Raw genomic sequence first — 14,859 nt, forward strand, 5'->3', positions numbered from 1 at the left:
GACTCTGTTATTACTCTTTACTCAGTTAGAAGTCGTACGTGGCTGAGAGGTAAACTCGACGACGTTCACCGACGAATGAGCCTATATTTTTGGTAAAGCCGCTCACCGCGTATTCCTTATCGAGCAAGTTTTTGATATTCAACTGGAATTTCCAATCCTGCCATTGTGTCTGCCAAGACATGTCGTAAACCGTGTAAGGTTTAACGGTTTGACCTTGACGGTTGATTTGGTCGCTAACGTAATCAGCACCAAAGGCAATAGAAGAGGTGATACTTGGGAAGTCGTAACGAGTCCAAGCGCCCAGTTGATGATAAGGCGTATTGGCAAAACGATCACCGCTGGCGTATTGAATGCCTTTGGTAGATTCTTTTACGCGAGTATCGTTATAAGCGTAGCTTACGTTGGCAACCCAACGCGGTGTAATGTCTACCAAGGCATCCAGTTCTACACCCTGACTGCGAACTTTACCGACGGCAACCAGTAGGTTTTCATCGTTAAGGTCTGTTTGCAGAATGTTTTCTCGAACGATGTGGTAAGTTGCCAGATTAATATTTAAGCGATTGTTAAACCAATAGCTGCGCACTCCCGCTTCAAATTGTTGGCTTTCTTCTGGGTCAAACAAACTGCCATCTGCGGATTTTTGTTGGTCTGCTGCGCCTTGAGGTACAAAACCTGTCGAGTAAGACGCATAAGGTTTCCAGTTGTCATTGATTCGATAGGTCGCACCGACTCGGCCGGAATAGCCAGTGTCGCTGTACTTTGCTTTTGTGGTGCCCGTTTTTACTTTGAAGCCATCGTATTTTTCTTCCATTCGATCAATTCGTGCGCCAGCAAGTAAGTCTAACTGGTTGGTGATTTTCCATTGATCTTGAATGTATAAGCCAATTTGATCTGTCGTGGTACTTTCGTTGGTTTGGGGAACCATATCGTAGGCACTGGTATCGTCTTGCCCATAAACTGGGTTGCTTAGGCTAAGTTCAGCAACACCTTTGGTGCTTTTATCATATAAAAAATCGTTTTTCTGATGAAAATAATCACTACCAACTAACAGGGTGTGATCACCTAATTCTGCAATCAGGTTGCCAACTAAGGTGATGCCTTCTCGGGAGCGGACTTGATCACGAAGTTCGCGCTTTATTTTGTCGCTGTCTTTGTCAGAAATGCCTTTGGATTCATGATATTTCATTGTTTCTGTGTTTTCGAAATAGCGTACAGAGACATTGCTGTCTAGCCATGAGTTTATGCTGTGGTCTAAACGTGCTTGAAAGACTTGTGCGTCCAGCTCTTGGTAATCGGATTTTTCGTTATTATTCCAAGACGTGTCAGCCAAGAAGTTGCCATCATCATCGGTTGGAATGCCGCGTAAGCGTGCGCCGGAAATATATTGATGAATGTCAGTGTACTGAACAGTCAGCGTATTATTGGTATTGATGTCCCAAGCGTAACCAAGGTCAATAATCCGGTTTTCTTCTTCCACATTGTTTCGATAGGAATCTTGGTCGTCTGAGTAAACGCCGACACGATAACGTTGTGACTCGTCTTCATTGGCAGGGCCAGATGATTCAACGCTGCCGCTTAAGAAATCTTTATTACCTGCGCTGACTTTGAGAGTGTTCTTCTGTTCGTAGGTTGGTTTTTTGGTCACATAGTTAATGACACCGCCCGGTTCACCTGCGCCGTACAGGGCACCAGATGGGCCTTTAAGGACTTGTATTTGCTCGATAGTAAATAGCTGAGGAATGGAGAAATCACCGAATGGATCACCTTTCAGGCCATCATAAAGCACTTCGTCTTGGCTAAAACCTCTTAGCGTCACCGTTGAAACGTTATTTTGCGACATACCGGAAATGGATCGGTATAGATCGGTGATTTGCCTCGCGGCTTGGTCTTCAATCAAAGCTTCAGTCACCACTTGAACAGACTGCGGCGTTTCGTCTATTGGTGTCGAAGTACGAGTGGCAAGAGCGGCTTCATCTTCTTTGTAATAAGACAGTGCGCGACCTTTAACTTGTAATGTGTCGAGTTCTACGTTGGATCCATCCTGTATCGTGTTTTTTTCTTCATTGAGAAACGAGTCTTGCGCTGAGCTATCGGCTTGAGTTTCGGCAAAGATTGCAGTAGAAAAAACAAGCACACCACATGCTTGCATCATAATTAAGGAGGTTCTTAACGTCATAGGAAAACCAAAGGCAAATAATTAAGTTGCGTATGGTAATGTTTATGATAGTCGTTTTCAATTTTGGGCTTGTATTCAAAAGATTCAAAAAGCGGTTTTGTCGTTTTTAAAAGAAACTGAATGGCGGAGAAGGACGAGAAATCGTGCGAAATAAACAGGGCCGCTTTGTTAGGCGGCCCTGTTTATGGTCGGGTTAGGCTTTTTCGGCAGCCAATTTTGACGCTTTAATATAGCCTTGAATCGTGTCTTTTAATTGTAGGCGTTGTTTTTTTAGCTTTTCTTCTTCCATTGTGGGAGCTGGGGTGATTTCCTGCTCTATCTTTTCCACTTCTTTTGTTAAGTGATTATATTCGTCATAGAGTTTTTTAAAATGTGCATCATCCATTTTTAGCTGGTGGATGTCGTCTTTATACTCAGGAAATTCGTTTACTAAATTATGGTCTTCAATCGGCATGCTTGCCTCCTATATTTACTAGCTTTCATTTAAGACTAACCGAGTTGGGTTGGTCTGCTCTTGATGCTGGTCATGTTTTAGTGAGTCTTTAAAACATCAACCAATTACTTTGCTACATAGGGATTTCAAACGCTGTAATACAGTTATGGCTTGTTTATTTCATTTTTCAATGGAGCGTTATAAGTCTAGATGATGTTGCACTGTTTCGTGGGTTTCTTTGCATCTTTTTGACATGAAAAAGCCGTGATAGAGTTTGCTATCACGGCTGGTTTATTCGGCTTGCTTCGAGTTGAGACTCCTTAAAAAATAGGAGGCTTAGAAGTTTAGCTCTACTCTTGGTTTACTGCTTTTCGATAGATCTACTTCAGGCGAGCAAAGGAAAATACGTGCAGAAGAAATACCTTCTTTCACCAAGTAGTCTTTCAAGTGATCGGCACGTTTTTGGGCTAGGCTCTTTGCGGATTCTTGGGTGTCTGCGTCAATCGAAACCGGTGGTTTCTCAAAGCCCAAATCACGATAACTGGCAATGCCACAGGCTTTGAGTTGACTGTCTTTTTTGTCTTTCATTAACGCAACAAGCTGTTTTAAGAAAGCGTCTTGTGACTCGTTTAGCTTGTCGTCTTCCGCTTCAAATAATAAAGGCTCAACGCGAATCTTAAGCAGTTGATCTCCAGCAAATTGCGCAATGCTGATGACATTGGCATAAGGAATAAAAGTCTGCATTAAATAGGTGCTTGATGCGCTGTACAAGGCTTTTCGTACAGGGAGAAACAAGAAATCCTGCCAGCCGAATTCAGGGTTTTCAATATCGCCAGACAGAGGAATGTCCAAATCAATATTGTTGCTGCTGTCTTTTAAAACACTCACAGCGATATTAAGCGGAACTGCGCCAGCCTTGATAACGGAATTACTTTCCTTGCGTCCGCCTAGTTCGAACTCCCTCAATAGAATATGAGAGCTGCCGTCTAAAACACCGTCATCGGCATTGAGTTTTAGATCTAAATCGAGTTGACCTGAATCAATCTGATAGCCAAGCACGTTGGCAATGTAGGAAGAGTAAGGCGGTAGCTCGGCTTCACGAACAATCAAATCACTTTTCATGGTCAGCTTGTCGGCCAAAGGCCAAATGGTCACATCACTTTGCAAGGTGGCGTATTTGCCGCTGCGTGCTTTTAATGCCAATACGGTCGCTTGGTCTTTTTTCTGGGTGTTTAGGTTACGCAACGAAAACGTATCTATATCCAGTGAGCGCAGCAAGTTTGGTGTAATGCTTTTGTCTTGTACATGAATATTTGATTTGCCAGTAATGTCAAATGCATTCAAAACAACGTAATAGGGTGCTTTAAAAGCTGGGTTTTGCTCAGCGTTTTGAGTGTTTTGAATAGCATTCTGAGCGTCTTTTTGTCTTGGTGTTGCTGAGCCTTGTAGTGATGGTTCTGCAAGCTTAGGTTGTGTTGATTCGACAAAAACGAGATTTTCTAAACGCTTTTGTGCATCAAGAATCAGGTTGACGGTCATTGAGTCGGTAGTGATTTTGTTGATTTTAGCGCCATCTTGATTCATATCGACTTGCTCTACTTTAATGCTACCAATATGACTGACGGGTGGAAGGTTCTTTTTGCTTTTGGGGTCTGCAAGGAATTCAGACAGTGTTAGGTCGGCGATATTAAGCTGATCCAATGACGCGCTGTAATTTTGATCTTGCTGAGTAAATGAAAGGTTGCTGAAACCAGCATTTTGCCAAGAAGCAATGCGTTTTTTATTAGTCAGCATACTGTCCAATGATTCACTGGTGAAGTCGAGATTAGTACCTTTTATCGCTGGAGCTTGCTGGCCAGCTTGATCAACATTTAACTGCTGGGCGGTGAGTTTTGCCGCTGCCAACGAGAATTGTTTTTCGTCACTTTGCTTGGCTTTCAAGCCTTTAATATCGATGATCAGTTGGGTGTTTTTAGCGGCAAGCGAATCACCATTTTTTTGCAGGGAAAGTGTATTTGATAAATTGAATGTGTCGTAGTCAGCTGTATTTCCCGCTTGTTGTACGGATAAACCATTGCTTTGTATCTCGGCAAGCAGTGAGGCGGTAAGCGCTTCATTGTTATCCATAATGAAAGCGACATCGTTTAATGCAATGTGTAGCAGCTTGTTTTGCACGGCAAGGCTTTCTGATGAGAGGGAAAGCCCGTTCATGTCTAATACTGTAGAGGCAAGGTTTGCGGTTAGCCCTGATTGCTTATCTTGTTTGATGTCGAAAGGCGTCTTTAACGTCAGGCTATCAAATTGTACGTTTTGCTCAGCTTGTGCAAAGAGGGATTTTCCTAGTTTTAATTCAAGGTCACCGCTGGCCGCTAATCCAAGCTCATTCTGTGTGATATCGAATGGCGTGTTTAATTTAAGCATATCAAGCTGTACTTTTTGCTCGGCCTGAGTAAAAAGAGGCTGTTCTAGTTGCAAATCAAGGTTTCCGTTTGCTACTAACCCTTTTGCATCACGTTTGATGTCAAATGGTGCGTTTAGGGTTAGCTTATCAAACTGTGCTTCTAGATCCGCTTGCGCAAAGGAAGACTGTGTAGATTGTAGGTTAATCGTTCCTGTCGTAGCTAATTGGTCAGCGGAAACAAAACGGATATTGGTTTTTGATAGCGCCAGCGACGTAGATTTGGTGGCGGCTTTGTCTTGCTCGCTTAAGGGTAAATCAAGGTTGTCGACTTGAGTGTTAAGGGTAAGGTTTTTTATGTCAAAAACCGGCGAGCCTTTAACTTGCTGTTGTGAAAATTGAAAGCTTCCGGCGAGATTCAATTGACCTTTGCCTTCGCTATAGGGCGCTGGTAGAAAATGGCGAAAGCTTTCTATTAGCAAACGCGTATTTTTAATGTCGACGTCGGCGCTGGCTTGTTCTGGTGAATAATTAAACTGGCTATTTAGGGACAGTGCCGTTTCATTGATTAGGGCGGATAAGGCGATTTTACCTTTCCATGATACTTCTTGGCCGGAGAGGTCTTTAATAGATAGATTCGTTAAGACGAATTTATCTGATTCTGCAGGTATATTTAAGTCCGGCTGACGCGATAAATTAACTTGGCTGTTCGTGAACGAAAATGATGGCAGTTTTATTGCCCAAGGTGCACTTACTTTTTCTTCTTCTGTCGCTTCTGGCTTTGGTTCTTGTTGATCTTCAGATGTGATGAATTGAGAAGTATTGATGCCGGCGACAATCCAGTCTTTCTCTTGTTGAGCAACAATTAAGTTTAAGCCTTCAATTTTTGCTTCCGAGATATGAACCGTTTTTGTCAAAAGTGGCCATATTTCGACTTCGAAAATAGCACGTTTAAGAGTGAGTGTGTCTTGGGTTTTATTATTGATGACGATGTTTTTTAAATCGATTTTAGGTGGGAAGAAATCGATAGAGAGTTTACCAACCGTTACGTCTTCGCCTTGTTTTTGGAAATAATCGGTTAAGTAGTGTTCTGCTACGAATGGCGCTGCTAGCCAGATTGCAGTCGTGAGACCAGTTATGGCTGCAAATGGATAAAAGACAAAGTTGCGAAAGTGTCGGCGTGTCATCATAAAGTGCCTTTCTGCTTTTTAAATAATAAGTGAATATGGGTTAGCTGGTTCCGTCTTTATCTTCTGGTCTTTTTGATGTGCCTGTCGTTTCTTTGTCTGGTGCTTTAAGATCAGCTGTAACTTCTGAACGAATAGGCATGCGTAATAAATAAGTGCTGACGCAGAGTCCTATAGTAATTAATCCTATCGTTGCCCAGAAGCGAGAAACAATAAAGATCGAAATCGCCATGCCAGCCCACATAAAAATGATGGCGCGGTTTCTTGCTTTGCGAGGAATGCCATCGGAGGATTGCCAATCACGAACAATCGGGCCAAAGAATTTATGCTCAATTAGCCAAGTATGGAATCGCACAGAGGATCGAGAAAAACACCAAGCAGCGAGTAACACCAGCGGCGTTGTAGGAAGTAAGGGAAGGAAAATGCCAATGATGCCGGTAATTAGGGAAAACCACCCCAGCATCAAATATAAAATTCGCTTTCCTTGCATAGATAGTGACCTGTTCAATGGCTAAAGAAAAAAAGGGCTTTGATTGTTTAAGCCCATTCTCATTATGGCGTTATTTTCCTGAATGGAAAATAGCTGCCATGCTATCTTCTGCTTCGTTTTCAACCAAAGGCCAACCGCCTAAGCGTTTTAAACGATTAACCATTTCACAAAATAGTTCAGCGGTTTTTTCAGTATCGTATTTAGCAGAATGCGCTTCGGAGTTGCTAAATGGAATAGAAGCCGCTTCACAGGCTTTCGCCAATACGGTTTGCCCGAACACCAATCCCGCTAGGCTTGCGGTATCGAAGCTAGAGAAAGGATGAAAAGGGTTGCGTTTAATGTCAGCACGTTCAATTGCTGCATTCAAGAAACCGTGATCAAAAGCCGAATTGTGGCCAACTAAAATGGCACGCTTACAACCAACAGATTTCAGTTCTTTGCGTACTTTTGTGAACATTTGATTGAGAGCTTCCGTTTCTGGCATGTCTTGTCTGCCAGCGGCAAAAGGGTCAATGCCCGTAAAGTCCAGCGCTGCTTTTTCAAGATTTGCGCCCTCAAATGGTTTGATCAAAAATTCCAATGTTTCGTGGATATATAAGTCGCCATTTTCATCCATTCGCAGGATGCTGGCCGCCATTTCTAATAAAGCATCGGTTTTTTGATTAAAGCCTGCGGTTTCTACGTCGATAACAACAGGTAGGAAGCCGCGGAATCTATCTTTGATTTCATGGTTTGACAAAAGAAGGTCCTTAATTCTGCCGCTTGATCAACAGTAACGGTATACAATAGGATCGGATCATAACACATTTGATAATGCTTGAACGAGATGTCTAAATGGGAATTCCCCAACAACTTCTAATTCGCACGACTTTTTTACTGGCTGCTTGTATTCCGTTTGGGCAAGCGAACGCCATAACTCATTTTCAGTCCGGAATTTCGGATTCTGAGTGGCTATTGTCGGGCGATATTTTTTCGTGCAGTTTAACGCATCCCGTGCCGAATTACGGCGAAGGCCATTTTATAAAAGAAGCGGGCGAACCGATGAAGTTTATTTTGCAGCCGCAGAATGAAAAACTGGGTCCCGGTCAGGTTTATATTATTTCCCAAGCGCCAGATTGGTCGCCGGGTTTAAAACCAGAAACCTTAGATATTCTGCCTTATCCGGGTTACGGTTTAACAGTTGAAGTGGGCGGAAGAGTGGCCGAACGAATGCTGACGAGTTTGGATCGTGGACGTCATCCTGTTGTTGCCGGAACGGCTTGGGAAAACAACCGCGAAACAATAGAAGTAGGCTTGTCGAACATTAACTTTGCGCCTGCATACAATCAATTTAGACGTTGTTTGTCTAGCCTGTTACCAGTAAATTACGATCAAATTGCTAGAACAGCGGCCTTGTTTCCGACCAATGGCGTGAACCTTACTGATCGAATTAAGGCGCGTTTGGATCTGGTTGCTCTTTATGTTTCTTCTGATCCAAGTGTTGAATATATTTATATCGATGGTCACACGGACATTATTGGCTCTCGCCGAGATAACCGTGAATTGTCAAAAGTCCGAGCCGAAAAAGTAACGTCATATTTACTTGAGAAAGGTGTACCAGCCGGGAAAATTATTTCTCGTTATCATGGTGAACGTTATCCTTCGACCACAAATAATACCGCTAAAGGTCGAGAACGTAACCGACGAGTCACCATTCGTTTGGAGAAATCATCTGAGTCGAGTTAATTTGTAAACGATTATAGATTTCTCTAATTTACTAAAAGAGCCCCGTTTTGCTGAATTATCTGAGTGGGGCGGGGCTTTTTACTTGCTAAGCAAGAATCGAGATCTTACACTTACAGCCCTTTTTTTAAATTTTTTGCGCCGCCATGTTCTGGTTTGAAAGCACTGGTGAGGGAGCGCGAGCTCGTTGAGGAGAATAGAGATAATGTCTGACGTGAAGAAGGTAGTGCTTGCCTATTCTGGCGGCCTGGATACTTCCGTAATCGCGAAGTGGCTTCAAGAAGAGTATAACTGTGAAGTGGTTACCTTTACCGCTGATTTGGGTCAGGGTGAGGAAGTTGAACCAGCTCGTGCTAAAGCTCAAGCGTTGGGTATTAAGGAAATCTACATTGAAGATTTGCGCGAAGAGTTTGTTCGCGACTTCGTTTTCCCTATGTTCCGTGCCAACACTATTTATGAAGGCGAGTACCTATTGGGTACATCCATTGCGCGTCCTCTGATCGCTAAACGCTTGATCGAGATTGCCAATGAAACAGGTGCTGATGCGATTTCTCACGGCGCGACAGGCAAAGGTAACGACCAAGTACGTTTTGAACTTGGTGCTTACGCATTGAAACCTGGCGTTAAAGTGATTGCACCTTGGCGTGAATGGGATCTAACGTCTCGTGAAACCCTAATGGCATACTGTGAAGAACACAAAATTCCAGTGGATTTTTCGACTAAAAAGAAAAAATCTCCTTACTCTATGGACGCTAACTTACTGCACATCTCTTTTGAAGGTGATCAGTTGGAAGATCCATGGACAGAGCCAGAAGACGACATGTGGCGTTGGTCTGTCTCTCCTGAAAATGCTCCAAACGAACCAACTTACATCGAAATTGGTTACGAGAAAGGCGATCCTATTTCTATCAACGGCGAAGCAATGTCTCCAGCGACTATCTTGGAAACATTAAACAAAGTTGGTGGCGCGAATGGTATTGGTCGTGTTGATATCGTAGAAAACCGTTTTGTTGGTATGAAAGCCCGTGGTTGTTATGAAACACCTGGTGGCACCATCATGATGAAGGCACACCGCGCGATTGAGTCTATTACTCTAGACCGTGAAGCGGCGCATTTGAAAGATGAAATGATGCCTCGCTATGCTAAATTGATCTACAACGGTTTTTGGTGGTCAGAAGAGCGTCGCATGATGCAAGCTTTGATCGACACATCACAAAAATACGTGAACGGTACTGTACGTTTGAAACTGTATAAAGGTAACGTAATTGTTGTTGGTCGCCAGTCTGAAAACAGCTTGTTTGACAGCAAAATTGCGACTTTTGAAGACGACGCAGGTGCTTACGATCAGAAAGATGCAGCAGGCTTTATCAAGCTAAATGCACTACGTATGCGTATTGCCGCTCAAAAAGGCCGTGGTTTTCTAGATTCTGATAAGTAATAGCTTGTTACGTTAAAAGTAGCGATTTAGAAAAATAAGCTTTCAAAAAACGCTCCATTCTTGCAGAATTGGAGCGTTTTTTATTTTTGTACACTTGGTCAGTATTTGCTGGAGAATTGATATAGCATGTTGCTTTGCAGAGTGAACCGTAGAATGAAATGTTCTGATACGATAATCACGCAGATCTTGAAGGAAGAGAATTATGACAATTTATAACTTTGGTTCGATTAACCTCGACCACCTTTATCAGCTAGATCATTTTGTTCGACCAGGCGAGACCATGGCTTCTAATAGCTATCAGTGTTTACTGGGTGGCAAAGGAGCAAATCAATCTGTTGCACTTGCTAAAGCGGGTGCTGATGTGAAACACGTTGGTGCGATTCATCACAGTGATCAAGCGGTTATTGATCAGTTAGAATCCCTTGGTGTGGATACAGGGCTGATAAAGCGGATTGATGTGCCAACGGGTCATGCGATTATTCAGCTAACCAAAGAAGCAGAAAACTCGATTATTTTGTACCAAGGCGCGAACCACGCGCTGACGGAAGAGCAAGTTGATCAAGTATTGTCGCAAGCAAACGCTGGTGATTGGGTGTTACTACAAAACGAAACTAACCTGATTGAATACATCATGCGCAAAGCGCAAGAGAACAAAGTTAAGGTCGCGTTTAATCCAGCGCCTATGGATGCGGAGCTTACTAAAAAAGTACTTGGTTTTGTTGATCTATTGATTGTTAACGAAGTTGAAGCCATGGATTTGATTGGCACAGATGATATAGATAGTACTATTGAGGCGTTTCCAAAAGCTTACCCAGAACTTGCTGTCTTGATGACGCTTGGCAAAGCCGGTGTTTGTTACTTTGATGGAGATGAACGTCTATCTGTAAAAGCATTTTCTGTCGAAGCGGTTGATACCACAGCGGCTGGTGATACGTTTATTGGTTTTTGCTTATCTTCGCTAATGAATGACGAAGACATGAAGCAATCTATTACTCGTGCCTGTGCAGCATCCGCTATTTGCGTAACTCGTTTGGGTGCAGCGTCATCTATACCGACACAAGATGAAGTGACGGCCTTTCTTACCAAGAACAGTTAGCCAAATACATAGCCAATAACGAATAGCTAAAGAGGAATTGAAACATGGCTCGTAAAATTATTATAGATACAGATCCAGGTATAGACGATGCAATGGCGATCTTCTTCGCCTTTCAAGCGCCACAGCTTGAGGTGTTGGGTCTAACGACGACATTCGGTAATGTGTCTGTAGATTTGGCAACACAAAACGCCATCACTTTGACTGAGATCGCGAAAGTAAACGTACCTGTTGCTAAAGGTGTTGCCGTACCAAGCAAGATTGCACCACGCCCACACCCAGATTTTGTTCACGGCGCAGATGGTTTCGGTAATATTGATTGGCCAGCACCAAAAGGTAAGGCAATCGAGAAAAGCGCGGCGCAGTTTATTGTGGATACTGTGCGTGAGTTTCCGGGGGAAGTCACCATTATCGCCCTTGGGCCATTGGGTAATTTGGCGAAAGCGTTAGAGCTTGATCCCGAAGTGGCGAACTTGGTTGATGAAGTAGTTCTTATGGGCGGCACTGCGATTGAATACGGCAACGTATCTCCCGTTGCAGAAGCGAACATCATGAACGATCCACATGCTGCGGATCTTGTGTTTACCGCGCCTTGGCAAGTGACCATGATTGGTTTAGACGTGACTCATCAGGTGTTATTGGATAACACTGTTTTAGAGCGCATCAAAAAAGCCAACCCAACAGAAGGTAGCTTCTTATACGATTGTGCTCAGCATTATATCAATTTCTATAGCAGCCGTTTTGATATGGATGGTTGTTATTTCCATGATGCGTCTACTATCGCTTATATTCTAGACCCAAGCATTTTTGGTGTGGAACTTGGCGCGGTGCGTGTTGCCTGCGAGGGGATTGGTATCGGCCAAACTATTTTTGCACCACAAGGGATGGATTTTCCTGAACCACACTGGAACGATGTACCAATGACACAGGTTTGTATGGAAGTTGACAGCGAACGTCTTTTGGCATTGTTTGAATCGGCAATGGTGTCTTGATTTATATTTATAACTAAGCTCGCAAACTTGGTCTCATGACAATGAGACAAATAAAAACGTAGGTTTCACAACCTGCGTTTTTATTTGTGGGCAGTCGTTTGTCAGTCGACTTACATTGGCGCTGTGTAGACTTCTCTGCCGCCAAGGTAGGTTTTCAAGACTCTGGTTTCACTTACTTGATCCGATGGAATGTTAAGCAAATCTCTATCAATAATGATCATGTCTGCGAACTTGCCAACTTCCAATGAACCTACTTTGTCTTCCATGCTTAGTGAATAGGCGGCATTGATTGTAAAAGCACGAAGAACGGTTTGAATATCAAGGCCAGGATCATCTCCAAGGCGTCCTTGGTATTTTGGATCCGTTGCGTTTTCATCCATGCGGGTTAGGGCGACTTCCATTGCATACCATTCGTTTAGTGCTTCTACAGGCCAGTCACTGCCGTAAACAATAGTCGCATTGGCTTGTTTGAATTTTCCGGTTGTCTCAACAAAGTTAAATCGTTCTTCCCCCATATAATCTTTTACTGAATCAATCGTATCTGGCGCAGGTTTACCCCATTGAAATGAAAGAACAGGAAGGGCATTGAGTTTGGAAAAACGAGCGTAATCTTCAGGAAGCATCACTTCACAATGTGCTAAGGCTGGACGTAGACCTGAATCAGGTCGAGTTTGTTTTAACGTTTCTAAGGAGTTCAACGCCGTGTGTACTGCTCTGTCTCCATCGGTATGCATATGAACGTTAAAGCCGGCGTCAGAGAAAGCAATCATGGCTTTGGATAGCGTATCTTCATTGACATAAAGTTCGCCATCATGGTCACTTTCTTGCCAAGCTGGCTTGTTTGTCGAACCCGTATTATGAAGATAAGGAGCCATCAAAGCGCCAGTTTGTGCAGGTGCTTGAATAACACCATCCATAAATACTTTTACTGTATTTACGCGAATGCCTGGCTGTGTTGCTGTGTTCTGTAAATTAAACTTATCAGCATAACCTTTTACTTCTGCCACAATTTTTTCCGGCTCTTGTAATCGCTCTGGACCAAAATTAGGCGCTAAGCTTGCGCGTACGTTTAATTTGCCTTGTTCCGCTAAGCTGCGAAGTGTGGAGATAGAGGGCTCACTGGCCGCAGCATCTAAAATGCTGGTAACACCTTGAGAAGACACTTCTTTGATGGCCATTTGCATATCGTTAAGGTTTTTCTGTCTTGCTTCTTCTTGTGGTAACTCAGGAACATTTGCGGCGAGAGCCCACATGGCACTGTCTAAAAATATCCCTGTTGGATTGCCTTTGGCGTCTTTTTCGATTGATCCGCCTTCAGGAGAGGGCGTGGAATGGTTTATTCCTGCTGCTTTTAGCGCGGCTGAGTTGGCAACCATCGAGTGGAAGTCGTTAGCAAAGACATAAATAGGGCGGTCAGTTGGAATTCTGTCTAGAATTTTCGCTGTTAGATCTGCTCCAGCAGGTGTCATCGCTTGGCGAAACCAGCCAGCGACTTTTAGCCATCGAGTTGGATCTTGTTCGTTACTTTCTTCGAGGCAGGTGTTGATTTTTTCTAACACTTGATCAACTGATAATGGCGCATAGTTGAGCGAACAAGTATTCAACTGTTCACCGCCAGCCATGGGATGCATATGAGCATCAATTAAGCCGGGCATTAACGTTTTCCCTTCTAAATCGACAATGCTCGTGTGTGAGTCGACCAGCTTGTTTAACTCTTGTTTAGAGCCAACGCCAATAATGGCACCATTTTTAATGGCTAAGGCTTCGACAACTCGGTTGGCCTTATCAAGCGTATAAATTGGTCCGCCCATAAATACGGTATCCGCACTTTGGGTCGTATCTGATTGCCCAAAGGAGCTACAACCTGCTGTGATCAGTACGGCGCCAGTTAATGCAACGGATGTTGCGATTTTTTTTAGTGCAAATGTCATGATTGTGTTCCTTTTTAATTATTGGCTTCATCAGCATATAAGGTTTGAAAAACATAAATAAATACCTCTAAAAGGGTAGTGGAGAGCAATAAGCATAAGACCAAGGTTCAGAAGAGTGGCGTTTTGTGTTTGTTGTTATGAGTTAAGTTAATAACGTAAAGTATTTGAGACAAGCTTGTCTTAAGCAATTAGAATGGAGCAACTTGAAGTTAGAGCTGATAGCTCTGTGCTTTTATAGAATGTTGTTTTTAAATTAATCTCTGAGATGATGATGAAATTATTAGTAAGAAATTTGGCGCGTAACACCACGGAAGACGAGTTGAGAAGCTTATTTGCCGTTCATGGTACTTTGCAGTCTTGCACTATTGTGATGGACAAAGAAACTGGCGAATCGAAAGGTTTTGCCTTCGTTGAAATGCCAAAGGTTGGCGAAGCAAAAGTCGCGATCAAAACGCTAAACGGCGTGGATGTTGATGGTTCTAAAATACGTGTGAAAAAAGCGGAAGATGTCACTAAAAAAGACGAAAGTGATTCTGAATAAATAAGACTGAATACGTATTAAGCAATATCCGCTTTCCTAGCTTGTCTCTGTTACGAGCTAGGAGTGGGCGTCTGCAAATGTTTTGATGAACTCTACGTCTTTACTTGAAATGGTATGATAAGTCAGCTTTATATAATGCTTATTATGTTCGTTAAAAACATCCAATTGTGGGTCGCACAATACCTTTATTGTGGCCGTTTTTCCTTCGTGAATTGCCTTTAGTTCTAGTTTTACAATCTTCGAGCCTTGTAAACCATCAGGTGCTTCCACTTCTATCGTTTGCGTAGATATGTGTGTGCAATGAATAGGCATTACTGTGCCGTTAGTTAAATATAGTGAACCTGTCCAGAAGCAGCGAACATAAGGAGAATGTGAAATAGACATTGGTTTATCCTTGTATGGTGAAGATCCAAGGTCGTTGATGACTCTTCTAGGATAGCCATTATAGAGCAATAACA

At 43.0% G+C, this 14,859-nt stretch carries 12 protein-coding genes; 5 read left to right on the plus strand and 7 right to left on the minus strand.

Features of this window, described 5'->3' with window-relative positions:
• Positions 1–25: 25 nt before the first annotated feature.
• The 5 genes from ACO05V_RS09725 to rnt all read right to left on the minus strand — a co-directional run bounded on the left by ACO05V_RS09725 (position 26) and on the right by rnt (position 7,423).
• The gene (locus ACO05V_RS09725; RefSeq protein ID WP_421850293.1) at positions 26–2,176 is read right to left on the minus strand and encodes a TonB-dependent siderophore receptor; all 2,151 of its coding nucleotides are present in this window, start codon (positions 2,174–2,176) and stop codon (positions 26–28) included.
• 193 nt (positions 2,177–2,369) lie between these two features.
• On the minus strand, positions 2,370–2,630 hold the full coding sequence (locus ACO05V_RS09730; RefSeq protein WP_421850296.1) for a YdcH family protein: 261 nt from the start codon (positions 2,628–2,630) through the stop codon (positions 2,370–2,372).
• 315 nt (positions 2,631–2,945) lie between these two features.
• Complete coding sequence (locus ACO05V_RS09735; RefSeq protein ID WP_421850299.1) at positions 2,946–6,197, minus strand: DUF748 domain-containing protein; 3,252 nt, start codon at positions 6,195–6,197, stop codon at positions 2,946–2,948.
• 40 nt (positions 6,198–6,237) lie between these two features.
• A complete protein-coding gene (locus ACO05V_RS09740) occupies positions 6,238–6,684 on the minus strand; it encodes a YbaN family protein (RefSeq protein ID WP_421850302.1) in 447 nt (148 codons plus the stop codon).
• Between the two features lie 70 nt (positions 6,685–6,754).
• Positions 6,755–7,423: a ribonuclease T gene (gene rnt / locus ACO05V_RS09745; RefSeq protein ID WP_421850311.1), complete on the minus strand. Its 669-nt coding sequence runs from the start codon at positions 7,421–7,423 to the stop codon at positions 6,755–6,757.
• Between the two features lie 95 nt (positions 7,424–7,518).
• On the opposite strand from rnt, the gene ACO05V_RS09750 reads away from it, so the two are divergent.
• The 4 genes from ACO05V_RS09750 to ACO05V_RS09765 all read left to right on the plus strand — a co-directional run bounded on the left by ACO05V_RS09750 (position 7,519) and on the right by ACO05V_RS09765 (position 11,929).
• Positions 7,519–8,409: a flagellar protein MotY gene (locus tag ACO05V_RS09750; RefSeq protein ID WP_421850314.1), complete on the plus strand. Its 891-nt coding sequence runs from the start codon at positions 7,519–7,521 to the stop codon at positions 8,407–8,409.
• A gap of 202 nt (positions 8,410–8,611) precedes the next feature.
• Complete coding sequence (locus ACO05V_RS09755) at positions 8,612–9,844, plus strand: argininosuccinate synthase (RefSeq protein WP_421850317.1); 1,233 nt, start codon at positions 8,612–8,614, stop codon at positions 9,842–9,844.
• A 202-nt stretch (positions 9,845–10,046) separates the two neighbouring features.
• On the plus strand, positions 10,047–10,940 hold the full coding sequence (locus ACO05V_RS09760; protein ID WP_421850320.1) for a ribokinase: 894 nt from the start codon (positions 10,047–10,049) through the stop codon (positions 10,938–10,940).
• A gap of 44 nt (positions 10,941–10,984) precedes the next feature.
• Positions 10,985–11,929 (plus strand): nucleoside hydrolase, encoded by a 945-nt coding sequence (locus tag ACO05V_RS09765; protein ID WP_421850323.1) that lies wholly within the window; start codon positions 10,985–10,987, stop codon positions 11,927–11,929.
• Positions 11,930–12,039: 110 nt separating this feature from the next.
• Here ACO05V_RS09765 and ACO05V_RS09770 read toward each other — a convergent pair whose 3' ends face one another.
• The gene (locus ACO05V_RS09770; RefSeq protein WP_421850326.1) at positions 12,040–13,860 is read right to left on the minus strand and encodes an amidohydrolase; all 1,821 of its coding nucleotides are present in this window, start codon (positions 13,858–13,860) and stop codon (positions 12,040–12,042) included.
• Between the two features lie 271 nt (positions 13,861–14,131).
• On the opposite strand from ACO05V_RS09770, the gene ACO05V_RS09775 reads away from it, so the two are divergent.
• Positions 14,132–14,401: an RNA recognition motif domain-containing protein gene (locus ACO05V_RS09775; RefSeq protein WP_421850328.1), complete on the plus strand. Its 270-nt coding sequence runs from the start codon at positions 14,132–14,134 to the stop codon at positions 14,399–14,401.
• A 57-nt stretch (positions 14,402–14,458) separates the two neighbouring features.
• On the opposite strand, the gene ACO05V_RS09780 is transcribed toward ACO05V_RS09775, so the two are convergent.
• Positions 14,459–14,785, minus strand: a complete 327-nt coding sequence (locus ACO05V_RS09780; RefSeq protein ID WP_421850332.1) for a hypothetical protein — start codon at positions 14,783–14,785, stop codon at positions 14,459–14,461.
• Positions 14,786–14,859 lie beyond the last annotated feature (74 nt).

The sequence above is a fragment of the Marinomonas sp. genome (assembly GCF_965225885.1).
Classification (GTDB): Bacteria; Pseudomonadota; Gammaproteobacteria; order Pseudomonadales; family Marinomonadaceae; genus Marinomonas.

Coding starts and splice junctions, on each gene's coding strand:
- ACO05V_RS09740 (WP_421850302.1), bottom strand. CDS start 6,684: ATGCAAGGAAAGCGAATTTTATATTTGATGCTGGGGTGGTTTTCCCTA.
- ACO05V_RS09755 (WP_421850317.1), top strand. CDS start 8,612: ATGTCTGACGTGAAGAAGGTAGTGCTTGCCTATTCTGGCGGCCTGGAT.
- ACO05V_RS09770 (WP_421850326.1), bottom strand. CDS start 13,860: ATGACATTTGCACTAAAAAAAATCGCAACATCCGTTGCATTAACTGGC.
- ACO05V_RS09725 (WP_421850293.1), bottom strand. CDS start 2,176: ATGACGTTAAGAACCTCCTTAATTATGATGCAAGCATGTGGTGTGCTT.
- ACO05V_RS09760 (WP_421850320.1), top strand. CDS start 10,047: ATGACAATTTATAACTTTGGTTCGATTAACCTCGACCACCTTTATCAG.
- ACO05V_RS09780 (WP_421850332.1), bottom strand. CDS start 14,785: ATGTCTATTTCACATTCTCCTTATGTTCGCTGCTTCTGGACAGGTTCA.
- ACO05V_RS09750 (WP_421850314.1), top strand. CDS start 7,519: ATGGGAATTCCCCAACAACTTCTAATTCGCACGACTTTTTTACTGGCT.
- ACO05V_RS09775 (WP_421850328.1), top strand. CDS start 14,132: ATGAAATTATTAGTAAGAAATTTGGCGCGTAACACCACGGAAGACGAG.
- ACO05V_RS09765 (WP_421850323.1), top strand. CDS start 10,985: ATGGCTCGTAAAATTATTATAGATACAGATCCAGGTATAGACGATGCA.
- ACO05V_RS09735 (WP_421850299.1), bottom strand. CDS start 6,197: ATGATGACACGCCGACACTTTCGCAACTTTGTCTTTTATCCATTTGCA.
- ACO05V_RS09730 (WP_421850296.1), bottom strand. CDS start 2,630: ATGCCGATTGAAGACCATAATTTAGTAAACGAATTTCCTGAGTATAAA.